Origin of the sequence: Roseivirga misakiensis (genome assembly GCF_001747105.1) — a bacterium.
GTDB lineage: Bacteria > Bacteroidota > Bacteroidia > Cytophagales > Cyclobacteriaceae > Roseivirga > Roseivirga misakiensis.
Genome location: NZ_MDGQ01000003.1, coordinates 409,891 through 433,676, shown reverse-complemented (window position 1 = coordinate 433,676; position 23,786 = coordinate 409,891). Strand labels below are relative to the sequence as shown.

14 protein-coding genes are annotated in these 23,786 nt (G+C 41.5%); 2 read left to right on the top strand and 12 right to left on the bottom strand.

The annotated features are described in order from the left end of the window. Positions 1-122: 122 nt before the first annotated feature. Positions 123-1,595 (top strand): response regulator transcription factor, encoded by a 1,473-nt coding sequence (locus BFP71_RS02200; RefSeq protein WP_069833819.1) that lies wholly within the window; start codon positions 123-125, stop codon positions 1,593-1,595. A 61-nt stretch (positions 1,596-1,656) separates the two neighbouring features. Here the strand turns inward: BFP71_RS02200 and BFP71_RS02195 are convergent, their stop codons facing one another. From BFP71_RS02195 to BFP71_RS02155, 9 genes are all read right to left on the bottom strand, one after another. Next, positions 1,657-3,204 carry a hypothetical protein gene (locus BFP71_RS02195; RefSeq protein WP_069833818.1) on the bottom strand — a complete coding sequence of 516 codons (1,548 nt, stop codon included), beginning with the start codon at positions 3,202-3,204 and terminating at the stop codon, positions 1,657-1,659. A gap of 1 nt (position 3,205) precedes the next feature. Then, on the bottom strand, positions 3,206-4,069 hold the full coding sequence (locus tag BFP71_RS02190) for an ABC transporter ATP-binding protein (protein WP_069833817.1): 864 nt from the start codon (positions 4,067-4,069) through the stop codon (positions 3,206-3,208). Positions 4,070-4,268: 199 nt separating this feature from the next. Next, positions 4,269-4,670, bottom strand: coding sequence for a DUF5367 family protein (locus BFP71_RS02185; RefSeq protein WP_069833816.1), 402 nt, complete (start codon positions 4,668-4,670; stop codon positions 4,269-4,271). Positions 4,671-4,675: 5 nt separating this feature from the next. After that, complete coding sequence (locus BFP71_RS02180) at positions 4,676-5,518, bottom strand: NmrA family NAD(P)-binding protein (protein ID WP_069834532.1); 843 nt, start codon at positions 5,516-5,518, stop codon at positions 4,676-4,678. 72 nt (positions 5,519-5,590) lie between these two features. Further along, entirely contained in the window at positions 5,591-6,436 is an 846-nt protein-coding gene (locus BFP71_RS02175; RefSeq protein WP_176723301.1) for a MipA/OmpV family protein, read from the bottom strand. 35 nt (positions 6,437-6,471) lie between these two features. Further along, positions 6,472-6,978, bottom strand: coding sequence for an anthrone oxygenase family protein (locus BFP71_RS02170; RefSeq protein ID WP_069833814.1), 507 nt, complete (start codon positions 6,976-6,978; stop codon positions 6,472-6,474). Between the two features lie 2 nt (positions 6,979-6,980). Continuing rightward, on the bottom strand, positions 6,981-7,208 hold the full coding sequence (locus tag BFP71_RS02165) for a hypothetical protein (RefSeq protein ID WP_069833813.1): 228 nt from the start codon (positions 7,206-7,208) through the stop codon (positions 6,981-6,983). A gap of 106 nt (positions 7,209-7,314) precedes the next feature. Further along, the gene (locus BFP71_RS02160) at positions 7,315-8,301 is read right to left on the bottom strand and encodes an AraC family transcriptional regulator (RefSeq protein WP_088124839.1); all 987 of its coding nucleotides are present in this window, start codon (positions 8,299-8,301) and stop codon (positions 7,315-7,317) included. Positions 8,302-8,427: 126 nt separating this feature from the next. Next, a complete protein-coding gene (locus tag BFP71_RS02155) occupies positions 8,428-10,770 on the bottom strand; it encodes a preprotein translocase subunit SecA (RefSeq protein WP_069833811.1) in 2,343 nt (780 codons plus the stop codon). A gap of 411 nt (positions 10,771-11,181) precedes the next feature. On the opposite strand from BFP71_RS02155, the gene BFP71_RS02150 reads away from it, so the two are divergent. Further along, entirely contained in the window at positions 11,182-20,286 is a 9,105-nt protein-coding gene (locus BFP71_RS02150; RefSeq protein WP_069833810.1) for a LamG-like jellyroll fold domain-containing protein, read from the top strand. Positions 20,287-20,316: 30 nt separating this feature from the next. On the opposite strand, the gene BFP71_RS02145 is transcribed toward BFP71_RS02150, so the two are convergent. The 3 genes from BFP71_RS02145 to BFP71_RS02135 all read right to left on the bottom strand — a co-directional run bounded on the left by BFP71_RS02145 (position 20,317) and on the right by BFP71_RS02135 (position 23,747). Continuing rightward, positions 20,317-22,959, bottom strand: a complete 2,643-nt coding sequence (locus tag BFP71_RS02145) for an FtsX-like permease family protein (protein WP_069833809.1) — start codon at positions 22,957-22,959, stop codon at positions 20,317-20,319. A 2-nt stretch (positions 22,960-22,961) separates the two neighbouring features. Then, positions 22,962-23,285 (bottom strand): PadR family transcriptional regulator, encoded by a 324-nt coding sequence (locus BFP71_RS02140; RefSeq protein ID WP_069833808.1) that lies wholly within the window; start codon positions 23,283-23,285, stop codon positions 22,962-22,964. A 123-nt stretch (positions 23,286-23,408) separates the two neighbouring features. Beyond that, entirely contained in the window at positions 23,409-23,747 is a 339-nt protein-coding gene (locus BFP71_RS02135; RefSeq protein WP_069833807.1) for a winged helix-turn-helix transcriptional regulator, read from the bottom strand. Between the last annotated feature and the right edge of the window lie 39 nt (positions 23,748-23,786).

The following is a 23,786-nucleotide window of genomic DNA, read 5'->3' as shown; positions in this document are numbered from 1 at the left end:
ATGACGAGAAGTCCAATGGGAAGGTTACGAAGGGGTTCATACTGATGATTGCGGAGGTGCGGATTATATACCTACCTATTTTGGCCTGAGAATTGATTGGCATAAAAAAATAGCACTTAAAGATGACCGAAAAGATTGAACTAAAATTATGTAGTAAGCTTGATTATGAAGCCTTCATCGAAGATCATTCATTAGATACTTTTTTAGAACCCGAAGAAGATTTTATACCAAGTGCCCTTGAATTCATAAAAGATATTCCGAGCATTCTTATTGAAAAAGATCAGACCATTGTGGAGGTGGCAAAATTAGTTTGGAACGAAGAAGAACTAATAGATCAATCAAGTAGTGAATTGTTTTTCAAAGAAGCTGATGATCTTAAAGTAGTCAGAAGATTTTATTGCCCTCAGTTAAATAATTGGGCAATACCTGTTGCTACGGCAATGGATGAACTCCATTATAAGGACAAATTGGTGATTTATTATATGCAAGAGCCTTATCAAGAGCCCAGTCGAGCTAGTAGGTGGAGAATTCAGTTAGCGCGGACGAACTCATGGGTAAGGACGTATACATATTGTGTAGATAGCGAGCTTCCCGACCCGATTCTAGGTAATACACTTAGGGGGGTAGTGTTATCAACTTCGGATGTACCTAATTCCATTAATAAAGAACTGAGGAAAGATTTTGGTCTTTTAATGAGGGTTTCAGCCCGAAGAATGAAACTAACCTTCTTAGAGAAAGAAAACGACAATTATGATAAATCATTCTTGGAGTACTGGGAGTCTAAATACCAGGTACCAGGTCAGTTTGAAGCTGAAAGCCTCGTCGGCCATACTAATAGTATGCCCTTTAGCAAGCAAGAACTTCTACGTTTATTGCCAGGCATAGAAGGAGTTACGGGTTCAGCGCAGTTGCTGTTATACAGAGATTTGTCGGATGGCCATATTCTGTTGGATATTGACAGCGATCTCAATCTCTTTTTCGATAACCTTAATAGAGCAATAGTTTACACAGGGCAACGAATTAGAGAAGAGATTTCGGAACTGAAAGCTGAGATTGAATCTCGTCTAGAGCTTGTCGAACTACCACCATATCAGTCGGAGCCTGGTTCACAAGCACGAATGCAAGAGACCTTTGCTCATGTAAAAGAAAAAAAAGCACAGGAACTACAAGGTAAAATAGCACCAGAGAAGGTCTATGAAACGGTTAATGAGATTTTTAAGATGGAGGGAAAGTCACTCGAAAGTTTTGACCACTTTAAGAAACAGTTCTTAACATATTACCCTGATTTTCAAAAAGGTACTGATCATCTGTTACCAGGTGATAATTCTTATTATACCGAATTAAGGGGGGCAGCCGTCGGTAAGAATATTGAAAATGAAGCCTACCGGTCGGCTTTATGGGAACATTTGACTCGCCGAGATATTGAGGTATTGAAGTTGCTTGCAAAAGGCAAGACTATCCAAGAGATTGCGGACGCACTTATGCTCGTACGCTTTTCAGTAGACACCCTTCGAAAAAACTTACTCGGAAAGTTACATTTAGAGCACACTAAAGACCTTATTCATTTTGCCAAATTAGCGGGTTTGGACGATTAATAAATCAAGTCATTTTTAGTATCGACTTACCTGACCATTGTGTTTATCCTAGCGTAAAGAGTCATAGGCTTCGGAGTTGCTTTTTTCTACTTATGATACTCAGGCCAATTAATGCCGTACATACCATTAGGAGACTTCCTAAATAGTCTAGGCTAGAGTGCATTCCAGCAAAGTAGTCCAGAAATGGAATTCCATTGACATTGCCATAACTCAAGAAGAAGAAAAGTATTTCAAAGAGCTTTTTACCCTGACTGATGATACCTGAAATCGCAGAAAGGCCAACAATAAAAACGCTTCCCAAAATAGGCCCTATTGCTTGATTCAAATCACCAGCAGTTAAATGACGGAGGACTAATGGTAACGCTATAAGTATACCAAGCGCTATTCCGGCAATGAGTTGAGAAGCATAAACCCTCGAAATTGGTTTGTAAGCCGCAAAAGTGAATTGATGGACATTATAGAATTGTTCTTTCGTCGTTAATTGTGACCATCGGCTTACTTGTAAAAACCATAGTATAGGCAGTATAATGGTATGAGCTACCTTCAAATCGAGAAATGCTAAAAGTGCTATGCCTACTAGGTTGAGCATCCATAACCATCGACTGCCTTGTCGGATTAAAAGTAGGAACTCAGTCTTCAAGAGGGGCCACAGAGAGTAGGAGGTGTCGGCTTTGGGGAGTACACTTAAATCGAGATTTGCAATGGGCAGTACATCCAGTACTGCTTTTTTCTGCTTCTTTCTTTTGAGGTGCTCCTTTAAATCAAACCTATGGAATGATCTTGATACAGCGAAAGTCAATAGAACCCCGGCTATCATCCAAATGAATCTGCCGGCTACGTTGACTAGGGAAAGTGAGATGCCCTCAAACACAAAGGGCTTTGTTTCTTGCTTATTGCCAAGTCTAAAACCAATATTCAATTGAGATACTTTTTCTTCGTCACTCAGGTCATTCACCTGCGATATCATATCAGCCGTACCTAATCGGGTGCCGAATGGGTCTATTCCTTTAGAGCCATCGGTTTTTACATTTTGAGCAAAGGCGATCGCGATCAATAAGAAGTAAAACACATTTTGTAAGGTAGATTTCTGTTTAAAGATCACCTCTAGTACCACGGCCAAGTTGGCAACAAGAAACATGGCGGGGATAGGAATAAATAGGTAGGGTAGAATGAACTGGAGTGGTTCGAATGAAAATTCAGAACCATAGAGAAAAAACAATCCCACGTTCATCCCTAACATAACTGCTATCATGGTAGAGAGTACTAGAAAGTTGCTCGTTACTTTTGAAAATAGATATCCAAAATTTGAGACACGAGTCGTTGCAATGATCTGACCCACTTTAGAGTCAATGTCTTTGCTCAGGTTACTATTGATTACATAAAACCCCAATAAACTCACGAAGGTGCTGGCCATAACAGCCGATACTACGCCTATCCATGCCGAGTTATAGACACCCTTGTATGTACCGACGGTAACGGTTTCATAGGTAGCATCAGCAGCTGGGATGAATAGAAACCCAAGTGCCAAGCTCACGGCCATAATGATAAGAAACCGGTAGCTCCGTATCCTCTGTAAATAGTCATATTTCACCTGATTGAAGAAGGTCATATCAGTTTGTTTTAGTGAAATAGAGATAGGCGTCTTCTAATGAAGCAACTGCTTTCTTTGAACCATCAACGGACTCGTTGGCGATATACCTGACGGTTACTTCTTCCTTTTTTCTAATGGTGTTTACCACCATATGTTTTTCTTTGAAATCACTTGCCTGTTCTTTGGGAATATCGATTTCGAATACCTTGTCTTTTACTTTGGCTATTATCTCTTCAGGGTAGTCCATGGTAATGAGACTACCTGCTTTCATAATCGCTACTTGGTCAGCAATGGTGTCGATGTCTGATACGATATGAGAGGATAAAATCACAATACTTTTGTCTGCTAACTCTGAAATCAGATTTCTAAATCGGACTCTCTCTTCAGGATCGAGTCCTACGGTTGGCTCGTCAAAGATTACCACCTTGGGTTCATTGAGCAAGGCTTGTGCTATACCTACACGTTGCCTCATTCCTCCAGAATAACTACCGATCGGTTTTTTAGCTGTCTCAATTAGGTTTAGGCCCTCCAACAAAAATTGAATTCTTGTTTTTAAACCGTCTCCGCCGATGCCTTTCATGGCTGCTATGTAATTCAAGAACTCGTAAGCATTAAGGTTGGGATAAACCCCGAAGTCTTGAGGTAGGTAGCCCAGCTGTTCACGCATATAGTTGGGTTGCGCGACTATATCTTGATCATTGAGCAAAATACTTCCTTCGGTAGGTTTGCTAATGGTGGCAATCATTTTAAGGAGAGTGGATTTACCGGCACCATTAGGGCCTAATAGCCCTAGAATTCCTTGGTTTACGGAAAGTGAAAAGTCTTGAAGTCCATATTTGTCTTTGGTGTAACGTTTACTCAGTCGATCAATAAACAATTTCATATATCCGTGTTATGGCTGTTATGTATGCTTCAATTAAATCCATTTTTAGGCCAGATACAAACCGTATGAATAAACTGACAAATAGGAGATCGACACAGCCTCAGCTTGAGTCTTTCGACAAAGAGCAAAGGACTGCCTTTTTGACAACCCCTTGTTTGGCTCATACCTATTTAGATAAATCTTATTCCTAAGAATAAATCTATACGACCTTCAACTTTCTACTGAAGATCCAATTGGCGACTATTACGAGTATAATATACTCTATTCCCAATATCCAAAAACCCGGATCTAAAAAGAAGCTGAGATGATCGCCCCCTGCTGGAATAATAAATAATGGAACTGTGATGACAGAATCCAATAGTATTGTGACGAGGAACATATAAACTGCCAATGGTAATCCATTGGTTTGTGTGCCTTTCTTATTGTAAAAGTATACTCCTATGATAATGGCGGGAATCAAAGCAATGATTAGAAACAAATTCGCTTGTTCATTTGCATTATTCAGTATGGTAAAGTTATAGGAGCCAACAAAGGCGCTGACTCCTATCCCCCAAATGATCAATGCTGAAAGACTTGCTTTTTTTAGATTAATACTCTGCATGATCTTTAGATACTTTCTGTTATAGCTTGATTCCAAACCCCAGTTTTAACCGTCTTTTCCACATACGCTTTAAAGTCGGTAGCCTTTCTTCCCAAGACTTTTTCTATGTCGTGAGATACGTCCTGATTCTCAGGATTACCAAGCACTTCTTTAAACAAGTAGCTAAACAACCAGACATATGAATCGGGTAAACCAGCAGCCTTCATGCCATCAGCGAATGCTTCAATGGATATTGGTATATATTGAATATCTCTACCGATGCCATCGGCCATGGTGGCAACTACTTCTTTGAAAGTCATTTTCCTCGGGCCAGTAACTGTTATTGTTTGACCATTGTAAGAATCATCAATCAATACTTTAGTCACTACATCGGCGATGTCATCTGCATCTACAAATGGGATTTCTGCATCTGGCATGGGTAAGGCCACTTGGTCGGCTAATACAAAGTCGAGAAAAGCACCTTCACTGAAATTCTGATTGAACCAAGAGGCTCTCACCAAAGTGTAGTTCAGTCCAGAGTTTGCAACAATTTGCTCACAAGCTTCTGCTTCTGTTTCTCCTTTTCCAGATAGTAGTACTACCTTTTCTAAACCTTGTTTTAGAGCAGTTTCTGTAAGCTTAGATATAGCTTCTTTAGCTCCTGGTACCGCCAAATCTGGATAATAGACAATATAAGCTCGATCCATTCCTTTTAAGGCTTCCGCATATGTGCTTGGGTCTTCCCAATCAAATGCAGGGGAGCTTTTACGACCACCTATGCTTACATGGTGACCTTGTTTTGATAGGTTTTCAACGACGCGGCGACCAGTCTTACCAGTCCCACCGATTACTAAAATGTTGTGTTTCATTTTTATGATTTTTGAGTTTAAATAATTGTTTTCATGGGCCATCTGAGCCCCTTATTTTCTTTTTAAAATGTTTTAAAGGCTGTAGTTGAACACGATGCCCGTTGCCATTTGATGTCTCGACCCGAAGCGCTTCACTAAGTTTGATTTAGCAATAGGGTCACCCAAACGGCTGTAATTGAAGTAGAGGCTTGTTGAGACTCTATTACTCACAGGAATGGCCAATGATCCGTTAAGTCCAATGGATAGTGCACTTGATGTAGGCCGATATACACCAATGTTTGATTCTTGAGATTGTGCCTGATTAATGCCAAAGAAAGTTTTATTGTAGGCTGAGTTGGTCATCCTGGCCATTGGTCCAACGCCATATTGGATGGACTTACCAAACACTTGAAAAACTTCTACATACTGAGTGCTAAATTCGGCTAGCAAGCCACTATGCCCACCGACACCCTTTCTCATGTTAAAAATGGAGACGACAGAACCTTGATTGAATTGAATATAAACTCCAGGTTCTAGTGAAAAGTCAATGTCGCCGAGCCCTGTAAGGTCACTGGTATTCTCACCGATGATGCGGCCTGGTAATGTTCCATCTTCAAACCGACCGATATTGAATTTAAGCATGGCTCCCATGCGCCATGCTCCAAATTCAATGGCGTTGTAGCGCAAACCTTCGAGTAGAGAAGCAGAAAACTTATCCGCATATGTGGCTGTGAAATTGGGGAACATCACTGCTTGGTAACTATTATCCCCTAAGTATGACGGCACTACGGCCATACCTACTCCCACAGAATAGGACCATTCCTCGGTATCGTTTTTTTGACCAAAAACAGCACTTTTATTAATGAGCAGTAATGCTGTAAGTAAATACACTCCTCTTTTGATGGAGCGAGACTTGTTGTTTGTGACTTTGAATTTCATGTGATTTAATTGTTTTGAGTTTGACATACTTTGGGCTACTTGATGAATTTGAGGGTACTGAAAATGGAAGCGGTGGCAAAGACGAATGACGCGATTGCACAAATCGTTCTGATGAGATGAAACCTATTCCATTTCGATTCATAAAAGGATCTTAGATCCTCTAGTTGGACTTTATTCAGCAGGTTAAGCTGGGTACTCTCCAATTGATCGTTCAATGGTACATTGCCTAAACCAGTTACCGCTAGAGTTCCAATTAAGTAAGTGGCAGCAGCTATAAGCATGAACCAAAAAGCACTACTGCTTACATGGAATTGATAATAACTTGCAGCACCTAAGAACAAGAGGCTGCCAAAGAACACCATGAAAAAGACCGGGTTTAGTATAGCCCGATTAATCGACTGCATTGTCTCTAAATAGGCCTCTGAATTGATCTTTTGTGTTCCTGGAATAACTGAAACGGACCAAGCAAAGAAAAGCCCTGCTGAAAGTCCTGTGAAGACAACCGCTCCAAACAGGCTGAGTGTCTTAATTGAGATATCCATGATCAATTGGCTTTTGGATTGGGTAACCAACGATGGATCTTTTCAGATGCCTCAATAATTAAGTAGAACTCTCCTTTTCTATTGTTAAGAAACAAAAAGGCCTCATTAGCAAATGGATTGATTGAAAGCTTTGAGTGATTTGGTTTTAACCATGAACTTGAAAATGCTTGAACTGCTAGGAATCCAGTGAGTAAGCCGATCCAGATCATATAGATTTGTCTTTTTTTCATTTTACTTCGAGTTTTAATTCGTTTGTAAAATTGAAGGCAAATCGAGCCGGAAACTTGACACTTTGAGCCAGTGTTTTGACAGTTTACGCCAAACTAAAAATTAGAGTCAGTTTTTTCGAAATTCTAAAGGCGCTAAGCCAGTCCATCGCTTAAAAGCGCGGTTAAAAGCGCTCTGCTCAGAGAAGCCCGTTTGGTAAGCTATTTCAGCAATGCTCATGTTGGTGTTTGAAAGTAGGTCTTTGGAAATCTCCTCTTGTGACTTTTTTATGAGATCTCTAAAGGTCATGCCTTTTTCTCCAAGTCTTCGGGTAAGTGTTCTGTTGCTCATTCCCATTTGCTCACTTAACTCGGCAATGCCAGGGATACCACTTGGTAAAGCATCTTTGATTAGCGCCTCCACATCTCTGGCGATTTTCGTAGCATTTAATTCTAATCCCTCAGTTTCCTCTTCCACCCTTTCAAGTAAGAACTGGTTGATGCTTTGGTCAGCTTTGGCAGTTCTTATTTCTAAATCGACAGTTTTATAAGTAATAGAATACTGTGCTTGGTTGAAAAGAACTGGACATTGAAAAGCCTTTTCATGACTGGAAATATCATGGGGTGCCTCATGTTTAAATGTGACTTGAATTGGGCTAATGTCCGTTTCGGTCATAGCCTTTAGTACAACAACTGTTGCAGAAATTGTGGCTTCATTTGAAAGTTCTAGGCCTCTACGGTATGGCTCTCGATAAAGAAATACAGTGGATTCATCCTGTTGTTTTTCAACCTTAAAAACATAAGTATTAGAAAGCATTTTAAAGTACCTTTCACTTCTGTCAAAGATTTCGCCAGCCCAAGAACAGGTGCGCCATGAAAGGCCGAGCACGCCATAATCTTCGATTTTCATTTGCTGCCCCACACGAATCGCGAATCCTGGACCCAACTTTTCGTCCAGTATTTCATGCAATTCAAAAAAGTGATCAGCAGGAACAGCTTTTAATTGATCTAGGTCCTTAATTGGCGTTGGAATACGACTTAACTCATTTTCATCAATCTCCTCGGCGCGTGCCCAGTTGATCATTTTCTTGTAGAGATTAATCGAGATGTATTTCATGCCAAGCTTGCCGCCATTTTCAGACAGTCACCAATTTAATGCTTAATGGAGCTTTTAGCAATACACTAAGTCAATTCAATTCTGGCCTAGATTTGATTGTCAGTAAAGTCGTTTTAATCACTTTTTCTAGCTGACGCTCTTTCTAAATATTCCTAGAATTGGCCAAAAGAATAATTTGGCGAAAGTAAAACTGGCGCCAGAAGCGGGCACATATAACAACTCCATCCATTCGCCAAAAGGTTGATCGGTGATCAGTTCGGTATAGGTAGAAGAAGGATTGGCCACGCGATCCAAGAGCGCTGTTCGACTGTCTTTGTCTTCTATCTTTTCGATAATTTCTTCCTCTATTCGCCTAGCCAAATCCCCTTGAAGCTCAATAAATGCCTCAGCCATAATTCTTTGAAATTCATTGGAAGGGGAGAGTCTCGCCAAACTAGAAAGATGAATACTTTCCTTTACCTCATTCGCTAAATGCAAATGCATAGACCAGGCATCATCCATGGTTGTTAAGGCAATGATTTTATATAAATGATCAATTTCTTCTTGGGAGTAAGCCTTTGATAGTTCGGCTTTTTTCGAACTCAAAATGATCTTTTTGGATGGATCGTAACCATGAGTCAATATTTCGGTTCTGTCCTCTTGAAATATCTTTCTTTGGCTTTCGATCACCTCTGAATAAGTATTCAGGGTTTTTCGAATCTTTTGGTTTTGCTCCTCAATTTTTTGCTGGACCTTATTGACAGATTCGATGGTCAAAGGGTGGTTAATATATTTGTTAAGGTCATTTTTAATCTTGTTTGGTAAAAAATCTTGAACCCCGACACTCGATAGCAGTTCGTCTTCAAGGCTAATGAAAAATCTAGATTTACCAGGATCACCTTGGCGTCCAGCTCTTCCACGAAGTTGATCATCTATGCGTTTACTTTCATGTTTGTATGTGCCGATTACATATAATCCGCCTAGGGATTTGACCTGTTCATGCGCCTGTATGTCACCATTGCCAAGTTTAATGTCGGTGCCCCGTCCTGCCATAGCCGTCGAAACAGTAATCTGATTGAGCTTACCAGCTTCACTGATGATTTTGGCTTCTTCCGCATCGACTTTAGCATTTAATAAGTTTACGTTCAGTCCTTTAGAAACTAAAAGTTTTGTCAGGCGCTCGGAAGCTTCTACACTCTCGGTGCCTACAAGCACGGGTTGTCCGTTTGCATTAGCTTTTAATACTTCTTCAGCAATCGCGGCTTCCTTTGCGGCTGATTTTTCGAAGACTTTGTCAGGAAGGTCTTTTCTAATCAGTGGTTTTACTGTGGCTATTGGAATAACATTCAATTTGTAGACCTCTTGAAATTCTTTGGCTGAGGAAAGTGCTGTACCAGTCATTCCCGATAGCATGTTGTACTGTTTTAGGAAATCTTTCAGCGTGATAGACCCCAAAAGTTGCGTCCCAGCATTAATTGGTAAGCCCTCTTTAGCTTCCAAAGCGGCTTGCAGGCCATCAGCCCAGCGTCGTTTATCAGCGACTCGGCCTGTGAATTGATCGACCTGCTCAATTTTCTCGTCTCGAATAATGTAGTCGTCATCTTTTCGCAATAAGAATTGGGCATGTAGGGAAAGGTTAACTGCATTTAAAATGCGAAGGGCCGTTTGACTGTATAAATTCTTGATTTCAAGAGCTTCTTCTAAGACATGGAGCCCGTCGTCAGTAAGATAAATCTGGTTGGTATCAATGCTGGTTTCGAAGTCTTTGTCAAGCTTTAGATTCTTTACAACTTCCGATATTTCTTTTAAGCGCTGGTGTTCACCTTTTCTGTTTTTGGAAATGATGAGGGGAACACGGGCCTCGTCTATCAAAATAGAATCTGCCTCGTCTATGATGGCAATGTTGAAGCTTCTGTGGACGCTGTCCTTGCCTGAGTAAACCATGCCATCCCTTAAAAAGTCGAATCCGGCTTCACGCGCTGTCACATAGGTGATGTCACAAGCATATGCTTTTTTGCGCATTTGTCGATCTGAACCCTCAGTAATAAATCCAACTTGTAACCCGAGAAAATCCGCCACCGGCTGCATCCAAGTAGCATCTCTTTCTGACAAGTAATCATTAAAAGTTAGGACGTGGACACCCTTGCCGCCTAGCGCATGATAGCAGGTAGCAAAAACTGCCGAAAGCGTTTTGCCTTCGCCAGTTTTCATTTCAATAATATTATTTGTGATCAGATGAAACCCAGCTATGATTTGGCTCTCGAAGGGTTCTAAATCTAAAGTGCGCTTAATTACCTCTGAAATTAAGGCATGGTGTTTCGCGATCAAATCGAAGTTAGCAAATTGGCTTTCATACCGGCCTTTGAATTGGTCGTATTGCTTTCTTAATTCTGCACGGTCAAGAGTTACTAGTTTGCTTCGTTCCAAACGAACCTGTTCTAGTAGCTTATTTTGTAGCTTTTGATGTCTTCGCTTCAGGCCTATATTCACTCTGCTTTAACTAAGGTGTGTTTTCCAACATTAATAATAGCATAATTTCCATGGGATATACATTTACGCAAGAAATAGTAATTCGATAATTAGTAGTTCAATTCTTTTTCAAAAGAACCCTCTAGAATAATGGCAAACTGATGCCCCAATATTGATAGAGCTGCAACCGTTGGCGAGAAAAAATGCCAAAGAAAACATATCAAAGAAATGATTAGTTAGCTTTGCAAAGGATTCGCCTGGACCAGGGTAATTATTTGAGTACTGCTTCAATTCTTGGGGTGTTCAAATAGGTAATAACAAGAAAGCCAGAATGTTAATACAACTGTGCTTCGGTTAAGTAACGACTTTGACCTTTCATTATGATTTAGGTCAATAGACCTATTTGAGTCAAAGGTGGATGACTGATTGACAATGATGAGTTTATCGCGAACCACTTTTTCGAAGCGTATCTTCGCTATAACCCGCTTCCTAGGCGTCATCATCGCGGTGTGTCTTTTCCTAGAACATCAATCTTATGGTCAGTCGATAACTTACAACAAAGGATTCGATATATCTGGTGCATCCTTTGACGCATCCGTACTATCTCTATCTGCCCAAGAAACCGATCCGGAAGCTCTGCTTTTTAACGATGACGGTACGGTCTTATATGTGCTTGGTAGAGCTGTGGCCGATATTAACGAGTATAGCCTAAGCACTCCTTATGATATTTCGACAGCCAGTTTCACGCAAATAGCACTAGATGTATCTTCGCAAGATGATACGCCTCAGAGCATCATCTTTAATGATGATGGTACAGTGCTATATCTACTTGGGAATACTGGCAATGATGTGACCGAATATAGCTTGAGTTCCGCTTATGATATTTCCACAGCCATGTTTGTACAAGTGGCCTTGATTGTGACCACGCAAGAGGAAGAACCACAGGATTTTATGTTTAATAATACGGGCAGTAGACTATACGTGCTTGGCTCTACCACAGGAGAAGTTCATGAATATATATTGAGTACGGCTTTCGATATTTCGACGGCCTCCTTTTTGCAAACAGCACTCGATTTATCTAGTCAAGAATCCGAAGCCAGAGCCATGACTTTTGATGAGACTGGTGACTTCTTGTATGTGATGGGAAATAGTGGCGACGATGTCAATGAATACAGCCTTAGTACGGCTTACAATATATCAACAGCATCTTTTGTAGAGGTAGTTTTATCATTTAATGGCCAAGAGAATTCCCCTCAAGATTTTGCCTATAATGATACGGGTAGCAAGCTTTATTTAGTTGGTAATAACGGCGATGACGTCAATGAATACGATTTAGCGGGTTTTTTCGAAGAAACAAGTAGTAACAATGGTGCCGTTAGCGGATCGGCGAGTATCACTCTAGATGGAGATACCTTTACAGGTACTAATGGCGACGATTTTATTGGAAATGGCAATACGAGCATAAGTAATGTGCCTTCGGGACTCACGGCAGTACTCACGCGCATCAGTAGTACAGAACTGACTTTAACTTTCACAGGTCAGGCTACAAATAATGACGATGCGAATGACGTAGCCAGTCTAGTCTTCACCTTTGTTGATGCCGCATTTGATACCAACCCAGCCGCAAGCGTAACGAATGCAGTATCCACACTTTCAGATGTGGGTATTGATTTTAACGATAATTTCTCACCAACTTCATTGACATTGAGCAATAGCAGTATTGCTGAGGAAAGTCTTTCCACTATTGGGACCTTTACTACTACCGATGTAGACATTTTGGATACCCATACTTATTCATTGGTAGCAGGTTCGGGAGATGATGATAATGGATCCTTTACCATTAACGCAGACGCAATTTCCTTTACAAGCGAACCAGACTTTGAAACGCCTTCTGACCTTGGGGATACACCAAGTAATAATACATATGCTATTCGGGTACAAACAAATGATGGGAATGGAGGCGTTTTAGAAGAAACATTTATCATAACAGTCACAGATGTAGTCACAGAAACGGATACCGATTCTGATGGCATATTAGATTATGTAGATATAGATGATGACAACGATGGAATATTGGACACAGAGGAATCAAATTGTACCGACGCTTCCGCTCAGTTTGTCATTATGCCTGTGGCCTTTTGGGCATTAGATAACAATACTGACGATAGTCAAGGGGCTAACGACGAAAATGGTACTTCATTTTCATCATTTAGTACCACTGCGATCCAAGGAACTCATTCTGGAAGCTTCGACGGTTCTACGAGCATACAATACAGTGTAAATGGTGCTTTTATGGAATCTGCATACACTAACATCAGTTTTTCAGCCTGGATTTTGCCTGATAATCTTACTGGAGATCGTGTGATTTATGAAGAAGGAGGAGGTACAAATGGATTCATGCTATGGTTAAATGATGGCACGCTTACGGCTACGGCTAGATCAGGAGGGGCAGGTACTGAAGAATCGGCAGTAGCAGCCAGTACATTGACATTAGACGGACTATGGCATCATGTAGCAGCAACTTTTGATAATGGAACTATCACAGTCTATTTGGATGGTGTACCCGTAAGTAGTACCGCGAGTTATTCCACGATAGCCGCTCACACCGACAATGGGGGTATTGGAGGACCCGTTTCCACAGCTCCAAATGGTGTCTCAGGATTCTATTCTGGGCTAATGGATGCCGCTCGATACAGCAACGCAGAGACATGGTCTTTTTCAGAGATTAGCACTGAAGCTCAAAGGCTTTGCGATGCAGATGGAGATGGTGTTTTTAACCACCTAGACCTTGATTCGGATAATGATGGTATTCCAGATAATATAGAAGCACAAACCACCTCGGGATATGTTGCTCAAGGCGTATTTACAGACGCTAATCTAGACGGTCTAAATGATGTTTATGCAGGCGGTTTGACCCCAGAAAATACAGATGGGACCGATGACCCAGACTACTTGGATTTAGATTCAGATAATGATGGTCTTTTCGACATTGCAGAATCAGGTTCCGGACTTACCGATACAACACCAAATGATGGCCGTACCGACGGCACTGTAGGTACTAATGGTCTTGATAATACCTTAGATGGTGGTGCAGATGACTTTACCGATGTAAATGGCTCTTTTGATGACTCACAAGCCGATAACTTTACGAATACCGATGGTATAAACGATGTCGATTACAGAGATAGCGCACTGTCAATATTCTATAATGCTGGAACTTTCACGGAAACTGCCAATAATGATGGATCCGTAGAAAGTGCTTCATCAGTTATCGTCACACTTTTCCAAGATACATTTACAGGCACTAATGGTGATGACTTTATCGGTAACGGCAATGTTAGTATTAGTAATGTTCCGATAGGTTTGACCGCCGTACTCACCCGATCGAGTGATACCGAACTAACACTTACCTTCACAGGTCAAGCCACTGATAATGACGATACTGATGATGTTGCCAGCCTTATCTTTACATTTACAGATGCTGCTTTCACCACGAATACAGCTGCATCAGTTGCGAACTCAGTAGCGGCTTCATCAGATATTTCTATTGATTTCAATGATAACTTTGCCCCAACCGAACTGAATCTTAGTAATACTGAAATTCAAGAAAATAGCACAGCCACCATCGGCAGTTTTACGACGACGGATGTCGATTTAATTGATGCACATACCTACACGCTTGTAGCTGGTACTGGAGATGAAGATAACGGCCTTTTTACCATCAGTACTGATGCAATATCCTTTACCAGTGCTCCAGATTTTGAAAGCCCAAGTGATATTGGAGATACCCCTGGGAATAATACTTATGCCATACGCGTGCGTACAGATGATGGTAATGGTGGCATCTTCGAGCAAACCTTTATTATTTCGGTGACAGATGTGGTCGATGAAACCGATACTGATTCGGATGGAGTTTTAGATATCGTCGACCTTGACGATGATAATGATGGTATACTTGATGTAGATGAAACAGCTTGCTCAGACCCTTCAGCATCATTCGTAACAACGCCTGTCGCTTATTGGACAATGGATAATTCTACCGATGATACACAGGGAAGTAATGATGAAAATGGCACTTCATTTTCCTCCTTTAGCACCACAGCCATCCAAGGAACACATTCGGCTAGTTTTGATGGCTCTACCAGTATTCGATATAGTGTAGATGGAGGTTTTATGGAGTTGGCCTACACCAACATCAGTTTTTCAGCATGGATACTTCCTGATGATTTAACTGGCGATCGAGTTATTTATGAAGAGGGAGGTGGTACTAATGGTTTCTTGTTATGGCTTGATGATGGTATCCTTACAGCAACCGGTCGCTCTGGAGGTGCAGGATCTGAAGAGTCAGTAGCCGTATCGACAACCTTGACTCTTGATGGATTGTGGCACCACGTAGCCGCGACTTTCGATAATGGTACGATGACTGTTTACTTAGACGGGGAGTCCGCTTCTATTTCGGCTGGTTTCAGCAGTATACCTGGCCATGGAGATGACGGCGGTATCGGCGGCCCTGTTTCTACAGCTCCCAATGGGGTGACGGGGTTCTTTTCTGGATTGCTGGATGCCGCGCGGTATAGCAACGCATTAACCTGGACCAATGCGGAAATTATTTCAGAATCGCTTAGGCTATGTGATACTGATGGCGATGGTATCTACAATCAATTAGACCTTGATTCGGATAACGACGGTATCCCTGATAATATAGAGGCACAAACGACATTAGGGTATCTCGCGCCGGGGGTATTTACCGATGCAAATGTAGACGGTGTCAACGATGTTTATGCAGGCGGCCTTTCTATTGAAAATACTGATGGAACAGACGAGCCAGACTTTTTAGATCTTGATTCAGATAACGACGGCATTTTTGACATCGCGGAATCTGGTTCAGGCTTAACCGATACCACACCGAATGATGGCCAAACCGATGGCGCAGTGGGTACCAACGGTTTAGATAATACGCTCGATGGAGGTGCAGATGACTTCACAGATGTTAACGGTTCATTTGACGATTCCCAAAGTGACAATTTTACTGATTCTGATGGCGATGTGAACGGTGGAGGAGATGTAGATTACAGAGATATCACCTTGGCTATATTTTACACTTCAGCCACTTTTACAGAAACTGCGAATAATGATGGTGCCGTTTCAAGTGCAACAACGGTGAGTATCACTTTACTTCAAGATACATTTTCGGGCACAAATGGCGATGATTTTATAGATGACGGTAACGCTAGTATTAGCAATCTTCCAGTTGGACTAACAGCCGTGCTAACGCGGGAAAACGACACGGAGTTAACATTAACCATTACAGGACAAGCCACGGGTAATGAGGATATCGATGATGTATCTAGCTTGGTTTTCACCTTTACTGATGCTGCATTTACAACGAATGCGGCAGCGTCGATCACAAATGCAGTAGCGGCATCATCAGGAATCGCGATCGATTTCAACGATAACTTTGCACCGACTGAATTAGTATTGAGTAATAACAGTATCCAAGAGCGCTTGACGAGCACCATTGGTACTTTTACCACTACTGATCAAGATGCCCTCGATACGCATAGTTACACACTCGTAGCCGGTTCAGGTGATGAAGACAATGCGCTATTTACTATTACTTCTGATGCCATATCATTCATAAGCGCACCTGATTTTGAAAGTCCTAATGATATCGGAGATACACCAGGCAATAATACTTATGCCATACGTGTACAGACTGATGATGGAAACGGAGGAACCTTTGAAGAAACCTTTATTATTAATGTTACCGATCTGGTGAACGAAACGGATACAGATTCAGACGGTATCATAGACACAGAGGACCTTGACGATGACAACGACGGAATTTTGGATGAGGTTGAAACTGCTTGCTCTGACCCTTCCGCAACCTTTGTAACTACGCCAGTCGCATTTTGGACCTTAGATAATAATACTGATGACACGCAGGGCAGCAATGATGAAAATGGCACCTCTTTTTCTTCCTTTAGTACAACATCAATTCAAGGGACACATTCGGCCAGTTTTGATGGCTCTACAAGCATTCGCTATAGCGTAGATGGTGGTTTTATGGAGTTAGCATACGCCAACATCAGCTTTTCAGCATGGATACTTCCAGATAACATTACGGGCGATCGAGTGATATATGAGGAAGGTGGATCTACTAATGGATTTATGCTCTGGTTAGATGATGGGGTATTAACGGCTACCGCTCGTGGAGGAGGAGTCAGTACAGAAAGATCGGCCGTTGCATCAACTTCATTAACCTTAGATGGTTTATGGCACCATGTGGCTGCCACCTATGACAATGGTACGATAACCGTTTACCTAGATGGAGTAAGTGCTAGTAATATTACCGATGATTTCACAACTGTACCAGCGCACGGTGATGACGGGGGGATAGGCGGCCCGGTTTCGACAGCACCCAATGGAGTCACAGGCTTCTTCTCAGGATTGATGGACGCTGTACGATACAGTAATTCACAAACTTGGTCGAGTCCAGATATTCTCACGGAGTCATTGAGAGTTTGTGATCCAGATGGTGACGGAATCAGTAGTCAACTTGATCTGGACTCCGACAATGATGGTATTCCTGATAATATCGAAGCACAAACAACGCTAGGATACGTGGCACCGGGTGTGTTTGCAGACGCGAATTTTGATGGTGTCAATGACGTGTACGCTGGAGGTCTTCCAGTTGAGAATACAGATGGAACTGATGAACCGGACTATCTCGATTTAGATTCCGATAACGATGGTATCTTCGATATAGCCGAATCAGGCTCTGGGCTTACGGATACTACACCAAACGATGGTCAAACAGATGGTACAGTGGGCACCAATGGATTGGACAATACACTCGATGGAGGTGCCGATGATTTTACAGACGTCAACGGTTCATTTGATGACACCCAAGATGATAATTTCACGGATTCGGATGGTGACGTCAACGGCGGAGGTGATGTGGACTACAGAGATGTAAACCTTTCCATATTTTATGGAAATGAAGACTTTACTGAAACAACGGATAATAATGGAGCTGTGTCTAGTGCAGGATCGGTAGTGATTACGTTGTCACAAGATACCTTTACAGGTACAAATGGAGATGACTTTATCGGCAATTCTAATGTGAGTATTAGTAATGTTCCAGCAGGTTTGACAGCCGTACTTACGCGATCTAGTGACACCGAGTTAACCCTTACTTTAACAGGAGAAGCCACTGATAATGAGGATGCAGACGATGTTTCGAGCCTTGAATTCACATTCGTAGATGCCGCTTTTACAACCAATAATGCGGCGAGTATTTCTAATGCTGTAGCTGCATCTTCTGGAATCTCGATTGATTTTGAAGATAACAATGCACCAACCGCTTTATTCTTGAGCGCTAACAGTATTTCGGAAAATAGTACAGCGACAATTGGTACATTTTCTACAACGGACGCTGATGCTGGAAATAGTCATATCTACACATTGGTAGCCGGATCTGGCGATGAAGACAATGGGTTTTTTACTATCACAGGTGATGCGCTCAGTTTTACATCCGGACCAGACTTTGAATTACCAGATGATACAGGTGGAACGCCTGGAGACAATGTTTACGCTATAAGAGTACAGACCGACGATGATAATGGAGGCACATTAGAAGAAATCTTCCTCATCACGGTAGTAGACGTGAACGAACCTGGCGTAGTGGATGGAACTGTACTTTGGATGAAAGCCGATGCAGGTACAGCATTTACAACCGATGGAGGAAATGCTGGCGCATGGACAGATCAAAGTGGTTCGTCAAATGATGCATCAGTCGCCAACGGAAACCCTACTTACGTACTCAATGGAACGAGCAACACCAATTTCAATCCACAGTTAGATTTCGATGGAGACGATAGTTACAGTCTCGCTGATCCTGCGCTTTTACCGACAGGCAGCGCTGCAAGAACGTACTTTGTGGTCAGTAGAAGTGCCAATGTAGCCACAGGGGGAGAAGCACTTTTTGCACATGGTACCAGTGCTGCCGGAGAACAAGTTGCACTCACTTTTAACGGAGGAAACGAGCTGATTTCTTTAGGGGTTAATGGGCTGAGAAGAGGTGTAAGTGGAAGTACTTCGACTAATCCACAATTGGGCTATTATAATATTAGTACATCAAATTCTAGCAGCATTGCTTTAGGAGTAAATGGATTGGATCAAACTGCGGCTGTCCTCTCTGGGGCAGATCAGACCATTAACACTGGTTCTACATCGGCGAATATCGGGGCTGATATTTCGGCTAGTAGCTTTTGGAATGGTAGCCTTAATGAACTCATGGTCTTTAACCGTGATATCTCAGGCACCGAACGTCAACAAGTAGAGTCCTACCTGGCCTTAAAGTATGGTATCACCCTAGATAATTCAGGAGGAGGTACCGAAGGTGATTACTTATTTTCTAATGAATCACCAATTTGGGATGCCTCTGATAATGCAACCTTCCAGAATAATGTAGCCGGTATTATCCGAGACGATGGCTCAGATTTAAATCAAAAGCAATCACGATCTATCAATGGCGATGCGATTGTTACGATTGGGTTGGATGATAACTTAGATGGACTGGAAGCGACTAATACTGCAAACTCAAGTGCATTTTCAGCCGACTTTTCGGCACTGATTTGGGGACATGATGGTGAAGACCTCTACGATAGCGAAGATAATATCGACTTTGACCGATCGCAGGTGAACAGCCGACTCAATAGAGAGTGGCGCGTCAGGGAAATTGGTACTGTAGGTACAGTGGTCGTGCAGTTTGATGTCAGTGGCTTACTGGGTCCAGGTGACGTAGTAGGAGGAAATGATGAAAGCGAAATCGTGCTTTTGGTAGATGCCGATGGAAATTTTGCTGCGGATGCAGCGGTTGTATCTCAGTCATTTGTCGTTGCTTCGGACGGATTGGTAAACTTTATGGTTGATTTTACAGACGGAGCATATTTCACCTTAGCATCAGCCGAAAACTTTGCCCTGCCTGTAACCCTAACCTTATTTAAAGCGGAGGTGGAAAATAATCAAGTTCAATTAGAGTGGCATACCGCTAGTGAAGAGAATCATAGTCACTTTTTACTAAAACGGTCTAGTGACGGATTTGATTTTGAGACAATTGCTCTTGTTGAGGACTATTCTAAAGCCTTTGATAGTGGAGTAAAAGTATATCAATGGGTTGATAGACGTCCAAAATTCGGGAATAACTACTATAAGTTAGTCGACGTCTCGATAACAGGTATTGAAGATTCATCGGAGATTATTCGAGCCTACTTCGAGTACAATTCGAAAAATTTCAAAGTCTATCCAAATCCAGTACAAGTAGGAGAGGTGATCAAAGTACAGTTACCAACTAGCGGTGGAAACTTGAATGTTAATGTCTTAACAGTCGATGGTAGATTGGTGCCAACTGAAATGACACGAACTAACGATCGACTTGAACTAAAAATGAAACAAGCGAGACAAGGCTATTATCTAATCAAGATTATCCTTGATGACCGCGTTTTTAGTTACCCGATTTTAATCAAGAAGTAAAATCAATTTTCAATTCGGGGCCTTTTCCTTTCACTCCGCCTTCAATACTTCAACTGGGTTTCTCTTATTCAATTTGATAATCTGAAAGACTAAAGTTGAAAGTAGCACAAGTGTCAGGAAGCCGAATGAAATAAGGATGCTAGTGCCATTAATTTCAATGCGGTATGTGTATGCTTCGAGCCACTTTCTGCCAAATGACCAAATCAAAGGGATGGCTAGAAGAAGACTCGCCAGCGCGATCAGCACATATTCCTTTCCTAGTAGGTTGAAAAGGTTCTTTAAGTTCGCCCCAAGAACTTTTCGAATCCCCATTTCTTTGAGTCTTCTTTCTAAGTTGTAAGAAACTATGCTGTAAAAGCCCAGAAGTGTGATCAGCATAGCAATGAAAGAGAATGCCATCATTAATGTTCTTTGAACTTGCTCTGCCTGATAAAGTCGGTCAACTTCCTGATCGGCAAAAATGAGTTTAATGGGTAGTTCTGGGTACATTTCATCCCAAACTTTTTCGATTTTTCCGATTAAAGCAGGATAGTCTTCGGAAGTGGTTTTGATTAGAATATTATTTAACCAAATAGGTTCATAGGCAAAAACTACAGGGTCAATAGCAGCATGTAAGCTCTCTTGGTGAAAATCTTTAACCACACCTACAATGGGTGCTTGACCCAAGTTGAACGAGCCTATAGCCCAACTAATTTGTTGATTAATGGCTTCTTCTGGAGTAGACCAACCGAAAGTTTTGAGGGCGCTTTCGTTAATTAAATAAGCCCTTCTTTTGTTGGTTAAAAAAGCTTGTAAATCCTCCTCCAAACTTGGTAAACGAGGTTGGCTTTTGGTGCTTTCAGGTATGTTAGAACCTGCCAAGAGATCGATCCCTAAAACATCCAGTCCATTGAAATCTAACACCTGAATATCAGCAGTATAAGCTTCGTTTTCCGGTCTGCCAGTGATCACCACACGGCCTTCATCTTTAATGGGTCTGGAAGGTAGTTCCATAACGGCACTCACATCTTTGATACCATTTAAGTTCAACAACTCTGTTTTGAATACTTCATAAGATGCTTTGACTTCTCTAGGGATATTGTCAATCGCCAAGAGTCGTTCTTGGTCGTAACCTAACTGGCGGCTTGTTAAAAAAGAGAACTGTCTTTGAAGTATTAGGGTGCCAGAAAGTAAAGTAAGTGCGATCAAAAACTGTAAGCCAATGAGCGATTTTTTAAATCTAGTATGTTTAGGGAGTGAGTCAACTTTTCCTCTCAGGGATGAACCGAGCGCGTATCGCATAACAATTCTTGCTGGATAAATGGAAGAGAAGAGCGCGATTAAAAAGATTAAACCTAAACCACTTAAGGCCACGCTCGTCCAGTCTATAGATAATTGGAATCCAGTGAGAGAAGTTAGCCATGGGCTAATAGCCAGATAAATGGCCATAGCGATTACAAGGCTAGTGCCGATTAGTACAAATGCTTCCACAAGGAAGAGGCTGTACAATTGTCCTTTACCAGAACCTAAAACCCTTCTAACACCTACTTCTTTCGATCTTGAGAGTGATTTAACAATACTCAAGTTGGCAAAATTGACTGATGAAATAAGGACTAGAAAAACAGCTACAATACTGAATAAGGTGATGTAGGAAGAGTTACTATTGGCTTTTAGTTCTCTACTCAAATTGGAGTGCAGATGTATATCGGTGATGGGTTGCAAATTCAAGGTGAGGCCTTCTCCGCCGCCATCATCTTTTTCCATCACGAATTCGGGTAGCTTGGCATTCAGCGACGCTACATTGCTATTTTGATTGAGCAGCAGATAGATGTATGCCCAACCTTGGCGTTCGTCGACACTGTTAATTGAACTCAAAAAAGTGATCGGTAGGTGAGTATTCGAAGGTTGATCCTGAATAATTCCTGTCACCTTATGACCTAATTTCATCCCAGTGATTTCATCATAGATATCTATGGTCTGGCCCATCGGATTTTGGTTACCAAAATATTTGTAGGCGATAGATTCGGTCAAAACGACTGTTTGCGGTTCCGTTAGGGCGTCTTTATCACCTTGCAATAAATTGAGATCTAACACGTCGAACACTCTTGGATCAACAGCGAAGGCATTAGATTCCATGAATTTCTGTTCATTTACGACTACTCTTCTAGGCCGAAATGACTGAAATCGTACTAAGGCGTCTACTTCAGGGGCATATTCTTCAAGTTCATTGATATAAGGAAGATTTACACGCGCCCAGTGTATATCATAACCATTATTGTTTTGTAACCTCTGTGTTACACGGAATACCTTATCGGCATTGGAGTGATAGCGATCGTAGCTTGTTTCGTGTGATACGTAAGCGAATATGGCCAATGCAAAGGCAAATGCCAGTGACATACCCCCAAGGTTAATCAAAGTATAAGATTTATTCTTGACTAAGTTTCGATAAGTAATTTTGATGTGGTTTTTGGTCATCATCACACGAGAGCTTTTATGAGTTTTCTTAAAAATATGGGGTCGCATTAACCGAAATACTTCCCACCAGTATTGTCGTTTTGCACTTTTTGATCCGTTTCGCGCCACGTTATCATAGAATTGTTCTTCCAAATCACCAACTAGCTCAGTCGCCCAGTCATCAGAGCAAAAGTAGGTGAGGAGCTTCTTGGCGTATTTAGGTGGCTTTGGACTAGGCAAGATTATAATCGATTAGTTGAAAGTTTGGCCCACATGGATTGTCTGGTCAACTGAATTTGCTCTAGCATTTTAAGCCCTTTGGCACTGAGCTTATATAGCCTTTTGCTCCTTCCGCCTCTTTTCTGAGAAGAACCACCCATTTCGGAATCTAAGAGCCCTTTGTTTTCCAATCGGTATAGTATGGTATGAATAGTACCAATGGACCAACTCAGGTGCGCTTGTTCCTTTATTTCTAGTTGTAGGGCATAGGCATAAGCGTCAGGTTCAAGGCTACCTACGCCTAGAAGAACAATTTCCTCTTGCTGACTAATATTTTCATGAATCATGGTTATTTGTTCTCTGTATACAAAACAAATAAAAATTATGAGAACGAGGAAAAGAAATTTAGGTTTTGATTCAGATTAAAAGAATCTTAAAAAATACATCTTTGGTTGACTCTGGGATATAGTTTAGGGTTGTCGGAAAATTCTCTTCCTATGTTGTTTACCCCAAGTTCTGATAGATTCTATAACTGGCTCCAACTCATATCCATATTCTGTTAAACTGTATTCTACCTTGACCGGGACAGTAGGAAATGCTGCTCTAGAAACCAAACCATTAATTTCTAAATCCTTTAGTGCATTGGAAAGTGCTCTAGAAGATACACCTTGAAGGTCGGCCTCCAACTCTTTAAACCTCTTTTTACCTTTACAAAGGCTGTAGAGAATTGGAAACTTCCATTTCCCTCCAATGATTTCAAACGCGTCCAATACGGCCTGTATTTCTATAAAGTCTTCTCCTTTATTCATGGTATACTAAAATTCACTAACTGTACTTTGTGCCACTAA

Coding starts and splice junctions, on each gene's coding strand:
- BFP71_RS02200 (WP_069833819.1), top strand. CDS start 123: ATGACCGAAAAGATTGAACTAAAATTATGTAGTAAGCTTGATTATGAA.
- BFP71_RS02195 (WP_069833818.1), bottom strand. CDS start 3,204: ATGACCTTCTTCAATCAGGTGAAATATGACTATTTACAGAGGATACGG.
- BFP71_RS02190 (WP_069833817.1), bottom strand. CDS start 4,069: ATGAAATTGTTTATTGATCGACTGAGTAAACGTTACACCAAAGACAAA.
- BFP71_RS02185 (WP_069833816.1), bottom strand. CDS start 4,670: ATGCAGAGTATTAATCTAAAAAAAGCAAGTCTTTCAGCATTGATCATT.
- BFP71_RS02180 (WP_069834532.1), bottom strand. CDS start 5,518: ATGAAACACAACATTTTAGTAATCGGTGGGACTGGTAAGACTGGTCGC.
- BFP71_RS02175 (WP_176723301.1), bottom strand. CDS start 6,436: ATGAAATTCAAAGTCACAAACAACAAGTCTCGCTCCATCAAAAGAGGA.
- BFP71_RS02170 (WP_069833814.1), bottom strand. CDS start 6,978: ATGGATATCTCAATTAAGACACTCAGCCTGTTTGGAGCGGTTGTCTTC.
- BFP71_RS02165 (WP_069833813.1), bottom strand. CDS start 7,208: ATGAAAAAAAGACAAATCTATATGATCTGGATCGGCTTACTCACTGGA.
- BFP71_RS02160 (WP_088124839.1), bottom strand. CDS start 8,301: ATGAAATACATCTCGATTAATCTCTACAAGAAAATGATCAACTGGGCA.
- BFP71_RS02150 (WP_069833810.1), top strand. CDS start 11,182: ATGATGAGTTTATCGCGAACCACTTTTTCGAAGCGTATCTTCGCTATA.
- BFP71_RS02140 (WP_069833808.1), bottom strand. CDS start 23,285: ATGATTCATGAAAATATTAGTCAGCAAGAGGAAATTGTTCTTCTAGGC.
- BFP71_RS02135 (WP_069833807.1), bottom strand. CDS start 23,747: ATGAATAAAGGAGAAGACTTTATAGAAATACAGGCCGTATTGGACGCG.